Here is a 16349-nt window from a genome sequence, read left to right as displayed (position 1 = left end):
ACCGAAGTGCCCGAGGGCAATGACTCCGCCGGCGACAGCCGATCAGGAGACGCAGACAGTAGTAATCGAACGCTATGGCGCGCGATCAGGGCTTTCTTCAAAGGGCCGGACAACGATCAATCGCTCCGTGCGCAGATCGAGGAAGCGATCGACGAGCACGAGGGTGAAAAGCCCCGCACAGGTGCAAACAACGGCGATCTGGTTCCGCTTGAGCGCCAGATGCTGCGCAATCTGCTCCATTTCAGCGAGCACGATGCCGACGACGTAGCAATCCCGCGCGGCGAAATCATCGCTGTGGCTGCATCGGCCACGTTCGAGGAAATGGTCGCCTCGTTTGCAGAGAATGGCCACAGCCGGATGCCCGTCTACGGCGAATCGCTCGACGAGATCATCGGCATGATCCACGTGAAGGACGTATTCACGATCGTTGCGGGTATGCTGCTGTCAAACAAGCCCGCCCCTAAGGATTGGACCAGCCTGATGCGCCAGCCCTTGTTCGTGCCTCAGGCACGGGGCGCGCTTGACGTATTGGCCGATATGCGCAGCAAGCGTACGCACCTTGCCGTGGTCATCGATGAATATTCTGGAACCGATGGGATCATCACCATCGAAGACCTTGTCGAAGAGATCATCGGCGAGATCGAGGATGAGCACGATGACGCGCCGGAAGAACTGCTCCGCCGCATCGATCCCGAAACCTGGGACGCAGATGCCCGTGCAGAACTGGATGACGTAGCGGAAATCGTTGATCCACGTCTTGCCGAAGTGGAGGAAGACGTGGATACGCTGGGCGGACTTGCCGTGGTATTGGCGGGCGAAGTGCCTCCAGTCGGGCGGGTGCTGGAACATCCCAGCGGCTGGCGGCTGGAAGTGACCGGAGGCGATGAACGCCGCCTCACGCGGTTGCGCCTTCACGCACCGCGCACCGAAGTTACTGTTGAAGAATAGGGCAAAACGATGATCCGCCGCCTTCCTCCCCTGCGTTCGCTCGAGGCGTTCATTCGCGTCGTGCGGGCAGGTTCGGCCAAGACGGCAGCGGCTGAACTGGCGCTCAGCCCCTCGGCCCTGTCACGCCGCCTTGGCGCGCTGGAGGATTTCGTCGGCAAGCCGATGTTCGAGCGCAAGCATCAGGCGCTGAAGCTTACCGAGGAAGGCCAGCAGCTTTACGATGCAGTTGCCCCGCTGATTGACGAGATGGCCGACCGGGTGGACCGCCTGATCGATACTGGCAAAGTCATGCGGTTGCGGCTGGGCGTGTTGCCCTTGTTCGGCAGCCAGCGCCTGTTCCCGCGGCTGGGAGAACTGCGCAAACTGCACCCGCAACTGCACATCGACATCGATTCGGGCCATGCCGCCGAAACCAAGCTGGGCGACACCATCGATGCGGCCATCGTCCTGTCCGAAGGGCCGGACGCCTCGCTCCATTCGGTGCGGCTCGATCACAACCGCGTCCACGCCATCACATCGACCGCACTGGCAGAGGAACTGGGCGAACGCCCTGATGTGGAGAAGCTTTCAAAGCAGACGTTCCTTGTCCACAATGATCTTCCGGCAAGTTTCGAGGCGTGGAAGAAGGCTCTGCATCTCGAAAAGCTGGAGCCAGCCGCAATCGACCATTTCGATTCAGGCCAGCTGATCCTCGAAGCCGCAGCCCAGGGCCTTGGCATCGCGATCATGCATGACGATCACTATCATCGCAGCCACGATTCGCGCCTTGCCCGCCTCTATGACATCGACGTGGACAGCCCCTATTCTTACTGGTTCGTCTGCCGCCCGCGCGCGCTGCAATCGCGTCCGGTGCGCCTTTTCCACGAATGGATGCTGCGCGCGGGGCTATAGCCCCTGCACAACCCGACGCGCGTGGCTCAATGCGCGCAGGCCAGTGCCTCGACCACATCATCCAGCCGTGCCGGATCGCCGAGCGCAATCACGTGGCCATCCGAGCCTGCATGGAGCGGCTCGCCGTTCCAATCAGCCATTGTCCCGCCTGCGCCTTCGACCACCGGCACTAGCGCTGCCCAGTCGTGGATCTTCAGGCCAGCTTCGCACACCACATCAAGCTGCCCCGTCGCCAGCATGGCATAGTTGTAGCAATCCCCGCCCATGACCATGCGTTTGTGATCGGTCTTGGCGGCAAGGCCCATGAAGTGCCCACCATCGTGATCATCGAAGTAGTGCGGCCCTGTGGTCGCCAACGTGGCCTCCGACAGTTCGCGGCAGAGGCGCGTGCGCACGGGCTTGCCATTGAGCGTAGTTTCCATGCCCATCGCCCCGATCCAGCGCTCCCCGATGATCGGCTGATCGATCACGCCCAGCACCGGGAAGCCCTCAACCATCAACGCGATCAGCGTGCCAAAGATGGGGCGCCCAGCAAGAAAGCCCGCCGTTCCGTCAATCGGATCAAGTACCCAGCTGCGCCCTGAACTGCCTGCGGTCGAACCGAACTCCTCCCCGATCACGGTATCGCGCGGAACTTCGGCGGTCAGGATACGGCGCATGGCTTCTTCCGCTGCTCGGTCAGCCAGCGTCACGGGCGTCGCATCGTCCTTGCGTTCGGCAGCAACTGTCCGAAAGTAAGGACGAATTGCCGCAGCAGCTGCACCGGCAAGGCGTATGGCGAGGGCGATGTCCTGATCAAGTTTCATGCCGCAGGTGTTTATGCCTCTACATCAAAGGGTCAACCCGCCAGACGAGAATTCCTGGCACCGAAGCAAGCTGTTGTATCATCCGTTGCAGCGTGACAGGACGCACAGGCGATTTGGTGTGGGGGCACTACAACGCCAATATGAGTTGCCTTGGGGGCGCAGTTAGAATGACACGGAACAGTCGGCCGGGGACGGAAAGATCACCCGGTGTTGACCGCGCGATAGCATCGCCGAACGCCACGCGTGATGGCCAGCCAATATCGTACAGCCGCGCACCAGCGGCAGATCTTGAACGCTGGGTTGGCCGTTTTTACGTGACCATTGTCAACGCCCCGCCTGAACACCGCCTCGATTGCGGATTGCTCAGCGATTTTGCTTGTATCCGTATGCAGCTGCGCGGCAACTGGCAGGCAGAAACAGCGGTCGGTCTCAAGTCCGCAGACAACGCCGCCATGATGTTCGGCCCCCAATCCCGGCGTATGCCGATCAGCGTGACCGGCAGCTTCATCAGCGTCGGTGTTTTCCTGCGGCCCGGTGTCTGCCACGCGCTGAACGGACCAAAGCTGGCGGATCTGGTGGACCGGCTTGAAACGTTTACCGATCTCGGCCTGCCTGAAGAGCGCTGGCTGGACTTATGCCACCCCAACGATACCCCCGAAGATTGGGTCAGGGCCATGGAATACGAAATGCGCAGCCTGATTGCCGATCGCGCGGTGCGTGAACCTGATCCCATTTCGGCCCGTTTCGAAGCCGCTGCGTTCGCAGATCCCACCGTAAGCGTCGCCCGCGTTGCCGAAGAATTCGGCGTAGAACAGCGCAGGCTTGAGCGTATCGTACGCCGCGATTTTGGTATGCCGCCGAAGCAAGTCCTTCGCCGTGCCCGCGCACTCGACATGGCCAGCCATCTGCGCGGCGTGGCCGACCACGCCGAGGCCGAGGCCATCGCCTTGCGCTATTACGATCAGAGCCACCTGATCCGCGAATTTACCGAACTGTTCGGCATGGGGCCACGCCAATTCGTCGAACGTCCGCAGCCCTTGATGACGCTGGGCCTGGAAACGCGCCAAACGCGCAGGCTGGAAACGATCCGGCGGCTGGAGCCGGGCGAAGTGAAGCCGTGGGAGTGATGGCAGTTGCCTGTTCGTCGTGGCCAGCCTAGGCCGCGTGGATGGCAAGAGCTGATCGTCTCGAACGTCTCGACAAGCGCCGCTCCGAACTGGAAGCGGACTACATTGAAGCACTTGTCGCCGCGCTGGAAGTGACCGCCGCAGGCAAGTGGGGCCTGTTCGATCACAACGCCGACAAGATCATGCGCGCGGCAACCGCCCCGGTGATCGAAAGCCTCACCGAACTGGCCGACGAAATCGCTGAGGCGCGCGAACAACTGTTCATGGAGCCGTTCGCGCTCCACGAAGAGTTCATGGCATCGCGCGGGAAACCGCCAGCCAATGCCGTGGGCGAGCCAAAGCAGGCCCGCGCATGGCTGGAACGGTTGAAATCAGCCAGTAAGGCTTAGTCGAACAGGCTCGAAACCGAGCTTTCATCGGCGATTCTGCGCACGGCTTCGCCGATCAGCGGCGCAATCGTCATCACGCGGATGCGGTCTGAAACTGCGGTTGCCTCGGTCGGCATGATCGTATCGGTGATCACCAGTTCTTTCAGCGCCGAATTGTTCACACGCGCCACTGCACCACCCGAAAGCACGCCGTGGGTGATATAGGCCGAAACGCCGGCTGCGCCTTCATCCATCAGCGCCTGCGCCGCGTTGCACAGCGTGCCGCCCGAATCGATGATATCGTCGATCAGGATGCACATGCGGCCCTTCACATCGCCGATGATGTTCATGACTTCGGACTGGCCGGGACGGTCACGGCGCTTGTCAACAATCGCCAGTGGAGCATTGTTGAGCCGCTTGGCCAGCGCGCGGGCGCGCACCACGCCGCCCACGTCGGGCGATACGACCATCAGTTCCTGCGATCCATAGCGCGTCTGGATGTCCGCCGCCATAACAGGCGCAGCAAACAGATTGTCGGTCGGAATATCGAAGAAGCCCTGAATCTGTCCAGCGTGCAGGTCCACCGCCAGCACGCGATCGGCGCCTGCTTCGGTGATCAGGTTGCAGACCAGCTTGGCAGAAATCGGCGTGCGCGGCCCCGGTTTGCGATCCTGGCGGGCATAGCCGAAATAGGGCACCACTGCCGTGATCCGCTTTGCCGATGCGCGGCGCAGCGCATCGATACAGATCAGCAGTTCCATCAGGTTGTCATTCGCCGGATAGCTGGTCGACTGGACCACGAAAACGTCTTCGCCGCGCACGTTCTCGTGGATTTCCACGAAAACTTCCTCATCGGCAAAGCGGCGCACGCTGGCGTCGGTCAGCGGCATTTCGAGATAAGACGAAATGGCGCGGGCGAGCGGCAGGTTTGAGTTGCCGGCCATGATCTTCATGCGTGCGATTCCCTCGGATTCGATCCCCGCCCCGGCCCTTAGCCCAAGATGACAGGTTTGCAACTCTTGCAGGCCACCTGCTTTGCCGCCTAGTGACTGAATCATGTCCGATACGCTCCGCATCACCCTCGCCCAGCTCAACCAGACGGTTGGCGATCTTGCTGCCAATGCAGCCGCAATGCTCGCCGTGCGCGAAAAGGCACGCGATGCGGACCTGATCGTCTATCCTGAACTGCAACTGATCGGTTATCCACCGGAAGACCTGATCATGAAGCCCGCGCTGGTCGCCCGCGCGGCGGTGGAGCTGGAGAAACTGGCCAAGGTTACGGCCGATGGCGGCCCGGCCATGCTCGTCGGCTCGGTCTTCGTGCGTGATGGGGCGCTGCACAATGGCGTGGCCCTGCTCGAAGGCGGGCGCATTTCCGCCACGCGCTTCAAATACGAGCTGCCAAACTACGGCACGTTCGACGAAAAACGCTATTTCATGCCCGGCCCACTGCCCGAACCGGTGCTGTTCAAGGGCGCGATGCTGGGCTTGCCGATCTGCGAGGATATTTGGCATCCTGACGTATGCCGCCATCTGGCCGAGCTGGGCGCGGAAATCTTCATCTGCATCAACGGTTCCCCCTACGAAATCGACAAGGATGTGCTGCGCATCGATGGCGTGGCCAAACGCCGCGCAATCGATACCGGCATTCCGCTCGCCTACCTCAACCGCGTGGGCGGGCAGGATGAACTGGTATTCGACGGCGCCAGCTTCGTCGTCGGCCCTGAAGGCGCGCTGTGGGTGCAAATGCCCGATTGGGAAGAATCCATCGTCACCACCGTCTGGACGCAAACCGCCGTCGGCTCCGGCTCACGTTGGCGGTGCGATGCTGGCGAAGTCCACGATCTCGCCGAACATCCTGAAGATATTTATTGCGCGATGGTCATGGCCCTGCGCGACTACGTGAACAAGAACCGCTTCCCCGGCGTCGTCCTTGGCCTGTCCGGCGGCATCGATTCGGCCATCTGCGCGGCCATCGCCGTCGATGCGCTCGGCGCGGACCGCGTGTGGTGCGTGATGATGCCCAGCCGTTATACAAGCGAAGAAAGCCTTGAGGACGCAGAAGGCTGCGCCAATCTGCTTGGCGTGAAGCTCGATACTGTGCCGATTTCCCCCGCCGTCGATGCATTCGGGGAAATGCTCGCCCCCGCCTTCACCGGCAGGCTGCCCGATCTTGCCGAAGAGAACATCCAGTCGCGCATTCGCGGTGTCACGCTGATGGCGCTGTCGAACAAGTTCGGCCCGATGCTCGTCACCACCGGCAACAAGAGCGAGATGAGCGTCGGCTATGCCACCATCTATGGTGACATGAACGGCGGCTACAACCCGCTGAAAGACGCCTACAAGATCACCGTTTTCGCCATTTCCGAATGGCGCAACCATCACCGCCCCAAGATCGGCATGGGTCCGCTCGGCCCGGTCATGCCGCAGCGGATCATCACCAAGCCGCCCAGCGCCGAACTGCGCCCGGACCAGAAGGATTCGGATTCGCTCCCGCCATACGATGTGCTCGACGCGATCCTGCTGGGGCTGGTGGAGAACGAGAAGAGCGTCGACCAAATTGTGGCTGAAGGGCACGATCGCGCTACCGTCGTGCGCATCGAACGTCTGCTGCATCTGGCCGAATACAAGCGCCGCCAGGCCCCTCCCGGCGTAAAGCTGGGCGCGCGCAACTATGGCCGCGACCGCCGCTATCCGATCACGCACAGTTTCAGGACGGGCTGAGGTTTTTGCGAACGATTCTCATTGACGGAGTGCGGCACCGCATCTAGCTTGCGAATCGTTCGCAACAAAGGATGTGCAATGCCCGCTCACCAGCCGCTCGGCGAATCCTCCACCCGCTTCTCCGCTCTGGTCGAAAGCATGGCCCGCCCGCACGATGTGCGCGGCTTGTCACTCAAGAGCCTGCACATGGTCATGGCGATGCGCCTTTGCGCCCTGTTCGATGCCGCTGGGCGTGATCCGGTGCCCGATCTTGCCCAGCGCTATCGCAGCATCGAAGCCGCCTGCGCCGTCCACGGCCTTGTCCAGACAGTGAAGCAGGTCTGGCCCGAACCTTTTCTGGTCAACCGGCCCTGCTGCCTGTCCATGACACCGGACGAAGTAACCCTCGCCACCCTCGGCCGCGCCGCGCTTTCCGCCCATCGCGGTGCATTCTCTGACACGATCGCTGGCTTCGTCCGCGCCGACCGGCATGATGCGCTTTACAACGCAACGGTCCATGCTGTCGCTCTCATCCCTTCCCCTTGAACCGAAGGCGCGGTAGGGCGCTGCGAATGACTACGGTAACCCGCTTCGCGCCATCACCCACCGGCAAGCTTCACGTCGGCAACGTGCGCACCGCCCTGCACAACTGGCTGCTGGCCAGGAAGACCGGCGGCAAGTTCCTGCTGCGCATCGACGATACTGACGCCGAACGCAGCCGCGAAGAGTATGTCGATGCGATCCGTGCCGACCTTGCATGGCTTGGCCTCACCCATGATGGTGAAGAGCGCCAATCGCTGCGCACAGACCTCTACGAACGCGAATTCCAGCGCCTCGTCGAAGCGGGCCGCATCTACCGCGCCTATGAAACATCGCAGGAACTTGACCTGAAGCGCAAGGTGCTGCTGGGCCGTGGCCTCCCCCCGATCTACGATCGCGCCGCGCTGAACCTGACCGAGGACGACCACGCCGCCAAGGCCGCTGCAGGCGAGAAGCCGCACTGGCGCTTCCTGCTCGACCACACCCAGCCGATCACCTGGGACGATGGCATTCGCGGCCCCCAGAACTTCGACGCCCGCCAGATGTCAGACCCGGTCATCCGCCGCGCCGATGGCTCATGGCTCTACATGCTACCTTCTGCCATCGACGACATAGACATGGGCATCACCGATGTGCTGCGCGGAGAGGACCACGTCTCGAACACCGCCACGCAGATCCAGATGTTCACCGCCCTTGGCGCCACACCCCCGCGCTTCGCCCATGAAGCCCTGCTGACGGGCAGCGAAGGCAAACTTTCAAAACGCCTCGGCGCGCTGGGTATGGCCGATTTTCGCGATCAAGGCATCGAACCCGAAGCCATCGTCACGCTGCTCGCCCGCCTAGGCACCTCCGATCCGGTCGACCCGTCGCTCGATTCTGCAGCGCTCGCCGCCAGTTTTGACCTGTCCCGCTTCGGCCGCGCACCTGCCCGCTTTGATGAGGCGGACCTCCACCGCGTCAACGCTCAGATCGTACACCGACTGCCCTATGCCCGTGTGGCGCACTTGCTGCCCGAGGGCATGGGCGAGGCCGCCTGGGAAGCCATCCGCCCCAACGTCGCCCACATCGACGAGACGCAGGGCTGGTGGCAAGTTCTCACCGGCCCCGTCACCGCGCCCTCCTTCGACGACGAGACCCGCACCTTCCTGACCGAAGCCGCCCAAATCGCCGCCACGCTGGATTGGCAGGCAGACCCGTGGCGCACCCTCACTACCGCACTGAAGGACAGCACCAGCCGCAAGGGCAAGGCCCTGTTCCTTCCCCTGCGCCAAGCCCTCACCGGCCACGACCACGGCCCGGAAATGGCCGCGCTCCTGCCGTTGATAGCGCAGGACGAAGCTGTGCGGCGACTCTCAATCTAACCAAATCCTCCCCGTTTTCACGAAGTGCAAATGGGGAGGGGGACCGCGCGCGCAGCGGGTGGTGGAGGGGCAGCAACCCCTCCGTCATTCGCTACCGCGAATGCCACCTCCCCATTTGTCCTGCGGAAAAACGGGGAGGACTAGTGCTTCCCCCGCCGCTCCATCACAAAAGCCACCGGCCCCGTCGCCACAATCGGCCCCATCCAGTCCGCGCACTGGTCAGCCTTCACCCAAACCCGCCCATCAAACACGCCCCACCACGGCATATTCGCGCGCAGCCCCTGCCCAAACTGCTCGATCCAGCGGTATTCCGCCTGCGAAACCTCACGCCCGATAAAGTACCCGCAGGCCAGCGCCGCACCTGCCCACCAATTGCGCGTCGCCAACCCGACAATCGCCTGAATCACCAGTGCAACCAGCGCATGTTCGATCAGGTTCATCCCACCTCCAACAGAAAAGGGGCGGCAGCCCATCGGCCCCGCCCCTCAATCCTAAAGCTTCAATCGCAATCAGGCAGCGACGATCTTCGCTTCCTTGATCACGCCCGGCGTCTTCGGCGGCTCCCCCTTGGGCAGCGCGTCGACGTGTTCCATGCCGCTCTCGACCACACCCCACACGGTGTACTGCTTATCGAGGAAGCGGGCATCGTCGAAGCAGATGAAGAACTGGCTGTTGGCCGAGTTCGGCGCGCTAGTGCGCGCCATCGAGCATACGCCGCGCACGTGTGGTTCAGCGTTGAATTCAGCCTTCAGGTCCGGCTTGCTGGAGCCGCCCATGCCAGTGCCATCGGGGCAACCGCCCTGCGCCATGAAGCCGGGGATCACGCGGTGGAACTTCACACCGTTGTAGAAGCCTTCATTCGCCAGTTCCTTGATCCGCTCCACGTGGCCGGGGGCAAGATCGGGGCGCAGCTTGATTACAACGTCGCCGGAATCGAGGGAAAGAACGAGATTTTCGTCAGCCATTGGTCGCAAGTCCTTGTTGTCTGGCCGCCGATATAGTGCCTCTCGAAATAAAGTCACGCATAGGTCTGCCAAGCGGTTGCAATTGACGGTCCAGTGGGTAACCCCGCCCCTATGCAGCGCGACGACGACATCATCGACACCCTGCTCCCCGACGCGGACGAAAGCGCCCCGCCGGTAGAACCCGCGCGTAATGCTGAAAGCCTCGACGAAGAAGACAATACCCTGCGCCCCGGCTTCGTGCGCAAGGTGGTCGATGCGCTTGAAGCGGGTGACGACGAGAAAGTCTACAACCTCGTCGAACCGCTCCATCCGGCTGATATTGCCGACCTTTTCGAACTGATCGAAAAGGACGACCGCGTCGCGCTGGCCCGTGCGATCTCGGATCTTCTCGGCGGCGAAGTCATCGCCGAACTCAACGATTACGTGCGCGAATACCTCGTCGAGGAACTGGAACCCGAAGAGGTTGCCGAACTCGCCGAGCAGATGGAGACGGATGACGCCGTCGCCCTGATCGAGGATATGGACGAGGAGGACCAGCAGGCCGTCCTCGCCGAGATGGAGCCGGAAGACCGCGCCGCCATCGAATCCGCGCTGTCCTACCCGGAAGAAACCGCCGGCCGCCTGATGAGCCGCGATCTGATCGCGGTGCCCGAGGCGATGACCGTGGGCGATCTGATTGATTACATGCGGCGCGACGATGATCTGCCCACCGAATTCTGGGAAGTGTTCATCGTCGATCCCAAGCACCACCCCATCGGCACCTGCAGCCTTTCATGGATCCTGCGCGCCCCGCGCAATATCCCGCTGGCCGATGTGATGAAGCGTGACCAGACGCTGATCCCGGTCACGATGGATCAGGAAGAAGTCGCCCTGCGCTTCCAGAAATACGCACTGATCTCAGCTGCGGTGGTGGACGAAAACGGGCGTCTGGTCGGCCAGATCACTGTGGACGATATCGTCCACATTATTCAGGAAGAAGCGAGCGAAGACATCCTTCGCCTGTCGGGTGCAGGCGATGGTGACATCAACGAACCGATCCTGCTCACCGTCCGCACCCGCCTCACCTGGCTGGTGGTAAACCTTGGCACGGCCATGCTCGCAGCTTCGGTTGTCGGCATGTTTCAGGGCGCGATTTCGCGGTTTGCGCTGTTGGCGGTACTGATGCCGATAGTCTCCGGCATGGGCGGCAACGCAGGCACGCAAACGCTCGCCGTGGTCGTGCGCGCGCTCGCCACCAACCAACTGACCAGTTCCAACACCGTGCGCATGATCCTGCGCGAACTGCGCATTGCCGCCACCAACGGCACCGCGCTCGGCCTGCTGGTCGGCAGCGCCACCGCGCTGCTGTTCTCCAACCCGCTGCTCGGCGCGGTGATCGGCTCAGCCATGATCATCAACAACCTTGTGGCGGGCCTCGCCGGAATCATGGTCCCGGTCACGCTTGATCGTCTGAAAGTGGACCCGGCTGTCTCTTCTGCCGTATTCGTGACGATGGCCACCGATGTCATGGGCTTCTTCTCATTCCTTGGCCTCGCAGTCCTGAGCGGGCTGGCGGGTTAGCCTGCTGGTGCTTCGACAAGCTCAGCATGAGCGAAAATTCGAAGTTCAACCCCACCCCGCTCGTCCTGAGCCTGTCGAAGGACGCCCGGCGCAACGCCCGAGTTTCAGGATCGAAAATGCCCCTCAACATGACCAAAGTCGCCTACGGAGCCCAATCCCTCGCGGAAATCCACGAATGGTTCTCCGAAACGGGCCGCCGTGGCGGGGCAAAACTGGCCTACCTCACCACCCGCAACCGCCCCAAGCGCGCCGAGGAAATGATCGGCGGCTCGCTCTACTGGATTCACAAACACCAGCTTGTCGCCCGCTCTGAAATCGTCGGCTTCGAAGAAGCCGAAGGCGGCGGCACCAACATCGTGGTCAGCACCAAACTCATCGAAGTCCACCCCAAACCCAAACGCGCCCACCAGGGCTGGCGCTATCTGGAAGAAGCCGACGCCCCCGCAGACCTCGGCGAAGGCGAAACGGGTGAAGTGCTGCCCGCGCAGATTGCGTCTGATCTGGCGAAACTGGGCTTGGTCTGACCCTGCGCCTCAGTGCGGCACAACGCCCAGTTCCACCCCCGTCTTGTCGTGCAGGGCAAAGCGGTCAACAATGTCCGCACTCGCTTCGTTGTAGCCGATCACTTCGACATTGCGGCCCGCGCGGCGCAATCGATCCACGATCTTGTCGAGTGCGCCGACGGCGGAGATGTCCCAGAAGTGCGCGCGTGACACGTCGATGGTGACGCTTTGTGCGCTGTCTTCATCGTTGAACGCGCGGGTGAAGCGGTCGACCGAGGCGAAGAAGATTTCGCCGCGCACGTTGTAGGTGGCGGAGGTGCCATCGACGGAGGCATTGCGCTCCACCGCAAACATGCGCTGCACTTTACCCGCAAAGAAAATGCCCGAAAGCAGCACGCCTGCCAACACGCCCAGCGACAAGTCGCGCGTGCCCACCACCACGACCACCGTCGCCAGCATCACGAACGAGGATGTGGGCGGATGGCGGCGCAAGTTGGGTATCGAATTCCAGCTGAACGTACCGATGGACACCATGATCATGACGGCGACCAGCGCGGGCATCGGCACTTGTCCGGTCCACGGCCCCAGCACGGCGAGCAGGAACAGGAGGAATGCACCCGCCACGAAGGTGGATAGCCGCCCGCGTCCGCCCGACGTCACGTTGATCACCGATTGCCCGATCATCGCGCAACCGCCCATGCCGCCGAACATGGCCGAAACGAAATTGGCCCCGCCCTGCCCGAAGCATTCGCGGCGCTTGCTGCTTTCGGTGTGAGTCATGTCGTCCACGATCTGCGCGGTCAGCAGCGATTCTAGCAGGCCTACCGCCGCCATCGCTATGGAAAACGGCGCGATGATCCGCAGCGTCTCCAGCGTCAGCGGCACGTTGGGCAGTGCCAGCGAGGGCAGCCCTTCCGGCAATTGCCCCATATCGCCCACGGTGTTTACCGGCAGGCCCAGCCACAGGCTGATCGCGGTCAGCAGCAGGATGGCCACCAGCGGCGATGGCACCGCCGTAGTCAGACGCGGGAGAAGGTAGATCACCGCCAGCCCGCCTGCGACCATCGCATAAGTATGCCATGTCACACCGGTAAGCTGCGGCAATTGCGCCATGAAAATCAGGATCGCCAGCGAGTTGACGAAGCCCGTGATGACGCTGCGCGATACGAACTGCATCAGCAGGTCCAGCCGCAACAGCCCGGCCACCGCCTGGATCGCACCCATCAGGATCGTTGCGGCAAACAGGTATTCCACCCCATGTTCGCGCACCAATGGCGTGACCAGCACGGCCACCGCAGCAGTCGCGGCAGAAATCATGCCGGGGCGCCCGCCGACAAACGCAATCACCATCGCAATCGCCACCGAGGCATAAAGCCCCACGCGCGGGTCCACCCCGGCGATGATCGAAAAGCCGATGGCTTCGGGAATCAACGCAAGCGCGACGACGATTCCGGCCAGCACTTCACGGCGCAGGAAAGCAGCATCACCGAACCATTCGCGGCGATAACGGGCAAGATTTTCAGACATAAGAATTCCACAACAAGGCGCATGGCGCGCGGTTAAGCGCGGCTGTTCAAAGGTTACATGCGTGATGTTGTCCGGCGGATCGGCGGCCGGAATAGCCACCCGGAATTTCACCGGGTCCAAGCGAATGCGCGGCCCTTAGTCTGAAACAGCACCAAAGTGCAAGGCTGGTGTCAGCCCTCGCCCTGCTCGGCAAGTGTGCGTTCGCGCGCCAGAACCTTGCGGATCAGGTCGGCATAGACCTCCGGCTCCTGCGCGCCCGGCACGATCAGCCTACCGTTGATGACCACGGCGGGAACCCCGCTCACATTCATATCCCAAGCCTGCTGCTGCCCGGCCACCACCTGCGCGTCGATCTCCGCATCGATCATAGCCTGTAGCGCACCCACGCGCGGCAACCCAGCAGCTTCCGCCACATCGGCCAGCACTTCCGGGTCAGACATATTCCGCCGCGCCTGAAAGTGCGCGTCGAACAGTGCGCGCTTCAGCCGCACCTGTTGCTCCGGCCCAAAATCGCGCAAGGTCCACGTCAGCAGCCGGTGCGCCAACCGCGTGTTCCACATCATCGGCGGCGGTGCCTCGCCCTCTCCGGTGTAGTCGAACGAATAGCCTGCCCGCGCGCCTGCCTGCTTCAGCGTATCGCGCACCCCTGCCGATTGTTCGGGTGTGCGGCCATACTTGCGCTGGATATGCGCCGCCTGCTCCTCGCCGCCCTCTGCCATATCCGGGTTCAGCTCGAACGGATGGAACCGCACCGTCGCGTCCACTTCGCCCTCCATCCCTGCCAGCGCCTTGTCCAGCTGGTTCAGCCCGATCACGCACCACGGGCACATGACATCCGACCAGATGTCGAGCGTGACTTTTGCGGGCGCGTTCATTGCGCCAACCACCACTTGAGCAAGTGATGCGCCACGGCAAACGGCGGCGGCGCGATGAACGCGCCATCTTCCGCGCCGCTCATCGCATATTGCACTTCCTTACGCGTGAACCAGCGCGCATCGTCCAATTCGGTTTCGTCGATGGTGATCTCACGCTGCGTCGTAAACGCATGGCACGCTATCATCAGCGAGGAAGGGAACGGCCAAGGCTGGCTCGCCACATAGCGCACCGCGTCTACCTTTACACCCGCTTCTTCCAGAACCTCGCGCCGCACCGCATCTTCCAGCCCCTCGCCCGGCTCGACAAAGCCAGCCAGTGCCGAATAACGGCGCGGAGGAAAGCGCGGCTGGCGCCCCAGCAGCAACTCGCCATTGCATTCCACCGTCATGATCGTCACCGGATCGACGCGCGGGAAGTGCTCCCCCTTGCACAGGTCGTTGGTGCAACTGCGCTGCCAGCCACCCTTGGCCAGCCGCGTCGGCGCGCTGCACACGGCACAGAATCGGTGCCGCGCGTGCCAATCCACCAGGCTGCGCGCGCCGCCATAAATCGTGAGATCGGCAGGTGAGAGACTCCCCATCGCACCCCAAAGCCGTGGATTGGGCGGTGCCACGCTGCCGATGATCCGCGGCGTCACTTCGGCAAAGCACCCGCGTCCGTCCTCGCTCAGCCCCAGAAACACCAGTTCAGCTTCCGGGTCCGCATCGGCCAGACTACCCCATTCCAGCCCGCCATCGGGCGCGATCACCGGATCGATCCCTTCCAGCTTCAGCAGTCGCGCACGCCAGTTCATCAGGCTTTCCAGCCGGTCGGGAGCGGCCCGGATGTGGTCGGCACGGTCCAGCCCACCGCCTGCAAATGCTATTGTCATGTCCATCAGGCTGCAGCCTTCTTCCCCGTAACGTCGGCCAATACGGCCTGCGCGAATTCCCTGTGCACCGGATAGGCTTCCGACGGCATGTACTGCGTATAGCACCCCGCGCGCAGCCCCACGCGGAAGTTGACGAAGCCAACAGTCCCCGCGGCCCCCGCCCAGCCATATGTCCCGGCATCCTCGCCCAGGCCGACCGAGCCGCCCGCGCCAAAACCGTTGCCCTTGATGAACGAGCGCGACAGATCGGTCCCTACTGGCAGCAGATTGCTCGTCCCCAGCCGCACCGCCGCCTCGCTCATCACCTGCCGCCCGTCGATCCGCCCAAAGCCCAGCAGCATCCGCTGAAACCGGTCATAATCGCGCGGAGACGACACCAGCCCCGCCCCGCCAAACGGATAGGGCGGCTGGTCCAGATAGATCGAGGTCTTGCCCGGATCGATCGGCAGCAGCATCCCGCCAACAGCCGCATAGTTCGTGGTCAGCCGCCCCGCCTCGCTCTCTGGCACGCGGAACCATGTGGAGGTCATGCCGCAGGGCGCAAACACCCGCTCGTCCAGAAACGCATCGAACGGCTTTCCCGAAGCGACCTCAATCACGCGGCCCAGCAGATCCAGCCCCACCGAATAGCTCCACACCGTGCCCGGCTCATAAACCAGCGGTAGTGTGGCCAGCACATCGGCAAATTCGGCAAGGCTCCCCAGCGGCTTGAACCCGTCCATCCCCGGCGTCGGCAATCGGCTCGCCTGGCCCGGCACGACCCCGGCCTTGATGAAGGCGTCCTTGATCGGCCCATTTTGAATGATCGAATAGCCCAGCCCCGCCGTATGCGTCAGCAGGTGCCGCACGGTAATCTGCGTCTTGGCAGGTCGCAGATCGGTGATCGAACCATCGGGCGTAGCCTGCACCATCATTTTTCCGAACGCTGGCAGCAGATCGGCAACCGGCTGATCGAGCCGCAACTTGCCCTCGTCCACCAGCATCATCGCAGCCATGCCGGTGATCGGCTTGGTCATCGAATAGATGCGGAACAGGCTATCCAGGTCTAGCGCCGGAGCCTCACCCTTGGCCAAGTTCCCGCGCGCAATGTCCAGCGGCGCCTCACCCGCACCCCAGCCGATTGCTGCGATCATGCCGGGCAGTTTGCCGGTGGATACGTAGCCATCGAGCATCCGCGCCACCGTGGGAAACTTCGCCTCCGCCGCTGCAGAACCCCACGCCATGCGCGGCAGGAACGCGGTCCCCGCCAGCGCCCCGAACGATCCCAGCAGCGCCCTGCGCGATACCGCCAAATCCCGCATTT

At 62.8% G+C, this 16349-nt stretch carries 17 protein-coding genes and 1 other annotated feature; of the genes, 9 read left to right on the top strand and 8 right to left on the bottom strand.

Features of this window, described 5'->3' with window-relative positions:
• The first annotated feature begins 6 nt into the window (after positions 1 to 6).
• Together B7X90_RS04085 and B7X90_RS04080 are read left to right on the top strand one after the other, a co-directional pair.
• On the top strand, positions 7 to 948 hold the full coding sequence (locus tag B7X90_RS04085) for a hemolysin family protein (protein WP_292621911.1): 942 nt from the start codon (positions 7 to 9) through the stop codon (positions 946 to 948).
• A 9-nt stretch (positions 949 to 957) separates the two neighbouring features.
• Positions 958 to 1839: a LysR substrate-binding domain-containing protein gene (locus B7X90_RS04080; protein ID WP_292621908.1), complete on the top strand. Its 882-nt coding sequence runs from the start codon at positions 958 to 960 to the stop codon at positions 1837 to 1839.
• A gap of 26 nt (positions 1840 to 1865) precedes the next feature.
• On the opposite strand, the gene B7X90_RS04075 is transcribed toward B7X90_RS04080, so the two are convergent.
• On the bottom strand, positions 1866 to 2645 hold the full coding sequence (locus tag B7X90_RS04075) for an inositol monophosphatase family protein (protein ID WP_292621906.1): 780 nt from the start codon (positions 2643 to 2645) through the stop codon (positions 1866 to 1868).
• A gap of 167 nt (positions 2646 to 2812) precedes the next feature.
• Here B7X90_RS04075 and B7X90_RS04070 point away from each other — a divergent pair, with 167 nt between their 5' ends.
• Positions 2813 to 3772 (top strand): helix-turn-helix domain-containing protein, encoded by a 960-nt coding sequence (locus tag B7X90_RS04070; protein ID WP_292621903.1) that lies wholly within the window; start codon positions 2813 to 2815, stop codon positions 3770 to 3772.
• A gap of 41 nt (positions 3773 to 3813) precedes the next feature.
• Positions 3814 to 4161: a hypothetical protein gene (locus tag B7X90_RS04065; RefSeq protein WP_292621900.1), complete on the top strand. Its 348-nt coding sequence runs from the start codon at positions 3814 to 3816 to the stop codon at positions 4159 to 4161.
• On the opposite strand, the gene B7X90_RS04060 is transcribed toward B7X90_RS04065, so the two are convergent.
• Positions 4158 to 5093: a ribose-phosphate pyrophosphokinase gene (locus tag B7X90_RS04060; protein WP_292621897.1), complete on the bottom strand. Its 936-nt coding sequence runs from the start codon at positions 5091 to 5093 to the stop codon at positions 4158 to 4160. The genes B7X90_RS04065 and B7X90_RS04060 overlap by 4 nt on opposite strands.
• Positions 5094 to 5196: 103 nt before the next feature.
• Here B7X90_RS04060 and B7X90_RS04055 point away from each other — a divergent pair, with 103 nt between their 5' ends.
• The 3 genes from B7X90_RS04055 to gltX all read left to right on the top strand — a co-directional run bounded on the left by B7X90_RS04055 (position 5197) and on the right by gltX (position 8744).
• Entirely contained in the window at positions 5197 to 6864 is a 1668-nt protein-coding gene (locus tag B7X90_RS04055) for an NAD+ synthase (RefSeq protein ID WP_292621895.1), read from the top strand.
• A 78-nt stretch (positions 6865 to 6942) separates the two neighbouring features.
• Positions 6943 to 7389, top strand: coding sequence for a hypothetical protein (locus tag B7X90_RS04050; protein ID WP_292621893.1), 447 nt, complete (start codon positions 6943 to 6945; stop codon positions 7387 to 7389).
• A gap of 26 nt (positions 7390 to 7415) precedes the next feature.
• Positions 7416 to 8744, top strand: a complete 1329-nt coding sequence (gene gltX, locus B7X90_RS04045; RefSeq protein WP_292621891.1) for a glutamate--tRNA ligase — start codon at positions 7416 to 7418, stop codon at positions 8742 to 8744.
• Positions 8745 to 8884: 140 nt separating this feature from the next.
• On the opposite strand, the gene B7X90_RS04040 is transcribed toward gltX, so the two are convergent.
• Positions 8885 to 9184 (bottom strand): hypothetical protein, encoded by a 300-nt coding sequence (locus B7X90_RS04040; RefSeq protein WP_292621888.1) that lies wholly within the window; start codon positions 9182 to 9184, stop codon positions 8885 to 8887.
• A gap of 69 nt (positions 9185 to 9253) precedes the next feature.
• Positions 9254 to 9709, bottom strand: coding sequence for a peptidylprolyl isomerase (locus B7X90_RS04035; RefSeq protein WP_292621886.1), 456 nt, complete (start codon positions 9707 to 9709; stop codon positions 9254 to 9256).
• A 111-nt stretch (positions 9710 to 9820) separates the two neighbouring features.
• Here B7X90_RS04035 and mgtE point away from each other — a divergent pair, with 111 nt between their 5' ends.
• On the top strand, positions 9821 to 11269 hold the full coding sequence (mgtE, locus tag B7X90_RS04030) for a magnesium transporter (RefSeq protein ID WP_292621882.1): 1449 nt from the start codon (positions 9821 to 9823) through the stop codon (positions 11267 to 11269).
• A 116-nt stretch (positions 11270 to 11385) separates the two neighbouring features.
• A complete protein-coding gene (locus B7X90_RS04025) occupies positions 11386 to 11793 on the top strand; it encodes a DUF1489 domain-containing protein (protein WP_292621985.1) in 408 nt (135 codons plus the stop codon).
• A 9-nt stretch (positions 11794 to 11802) separates the two neighbouring features.
• Here the strand turns inward: B7X90_RS04025 and B7X90_RS04020 are convergent, their stop codons facing one another.
• The 4 genes from B7X90_RS04020 to B7X90_RS04005 form a co-directional block, all read right to left on the bottom strand.
• Entirely contained in the window at positions 11803 to 13299 is a 1497-nt protein-coding gene (locus B7X90_RS04020; protein WP_292621879.1) for a SulP family inorganic anion transporter, read from the bottom strand.
• A gap of 65 nt (positions 13300 to 13364) precedes the next feature.
• Positions 13365 to 13420 (bottom strand) — a sequence feature (sul1 is cis-regulatory element that is thought to sense ions involved in sulfur or methionine metabolism; They are found in Alphaproteobacteria).
• A gap of 49 nt (positions 13421 to 13469) precedes the next feature.
• Positions 13470 to 14174, bottom strand: a complete 705-nt coding sequence (locus B7X90_RS04015) for a DsbA family oxidoreductase (RefSeq protein WP_292621877.1) — start codon at positions 14172 to 14174, stop codon at positions 13470 to 13472.
• A complete protein-coding gene (gene nudC, locus B7X90_RS04010; protein WP_292621875.1) occupies positions 14171 to 15052 on the bottom strand; it encodes an NAD(+) diphosphatase in 882 nt (293 codons plus the stop codon). Before nudC ends, B7X90_RS04015 begins: the two co-directional genes overlap by 4 nt.
• Positions 15052 to 16347: a serine hydrolase domain-containing protein gene (locus B7X90_RS04005; RefSeq protein WP_292621872.1), complete on the bottom strand. Its 1296-nt coding sequence runs from the start codon at positions 16345 to 16347 to the stop codon at positions 15052 to 15054. The genes nudC and B7X90_RS04005 overlap by 1 nt, the downstream gene beginning before the upstream one ends.
• Positions 16348 to 16349 lie beyond the last annotated feature (2 nt).

Source organism: Novosphingobium sp. 17-62-19 (assembly GCF_002256775.1).
GTDB lineage: Bacteria > Pseudomonadota > Alphaproteobacteria > Sphingomonadales > Sphingomonadaceae > Novosphingobium.
This window is presented reverse-complemented; position numbering and strand designations above follow the sequence as displayed.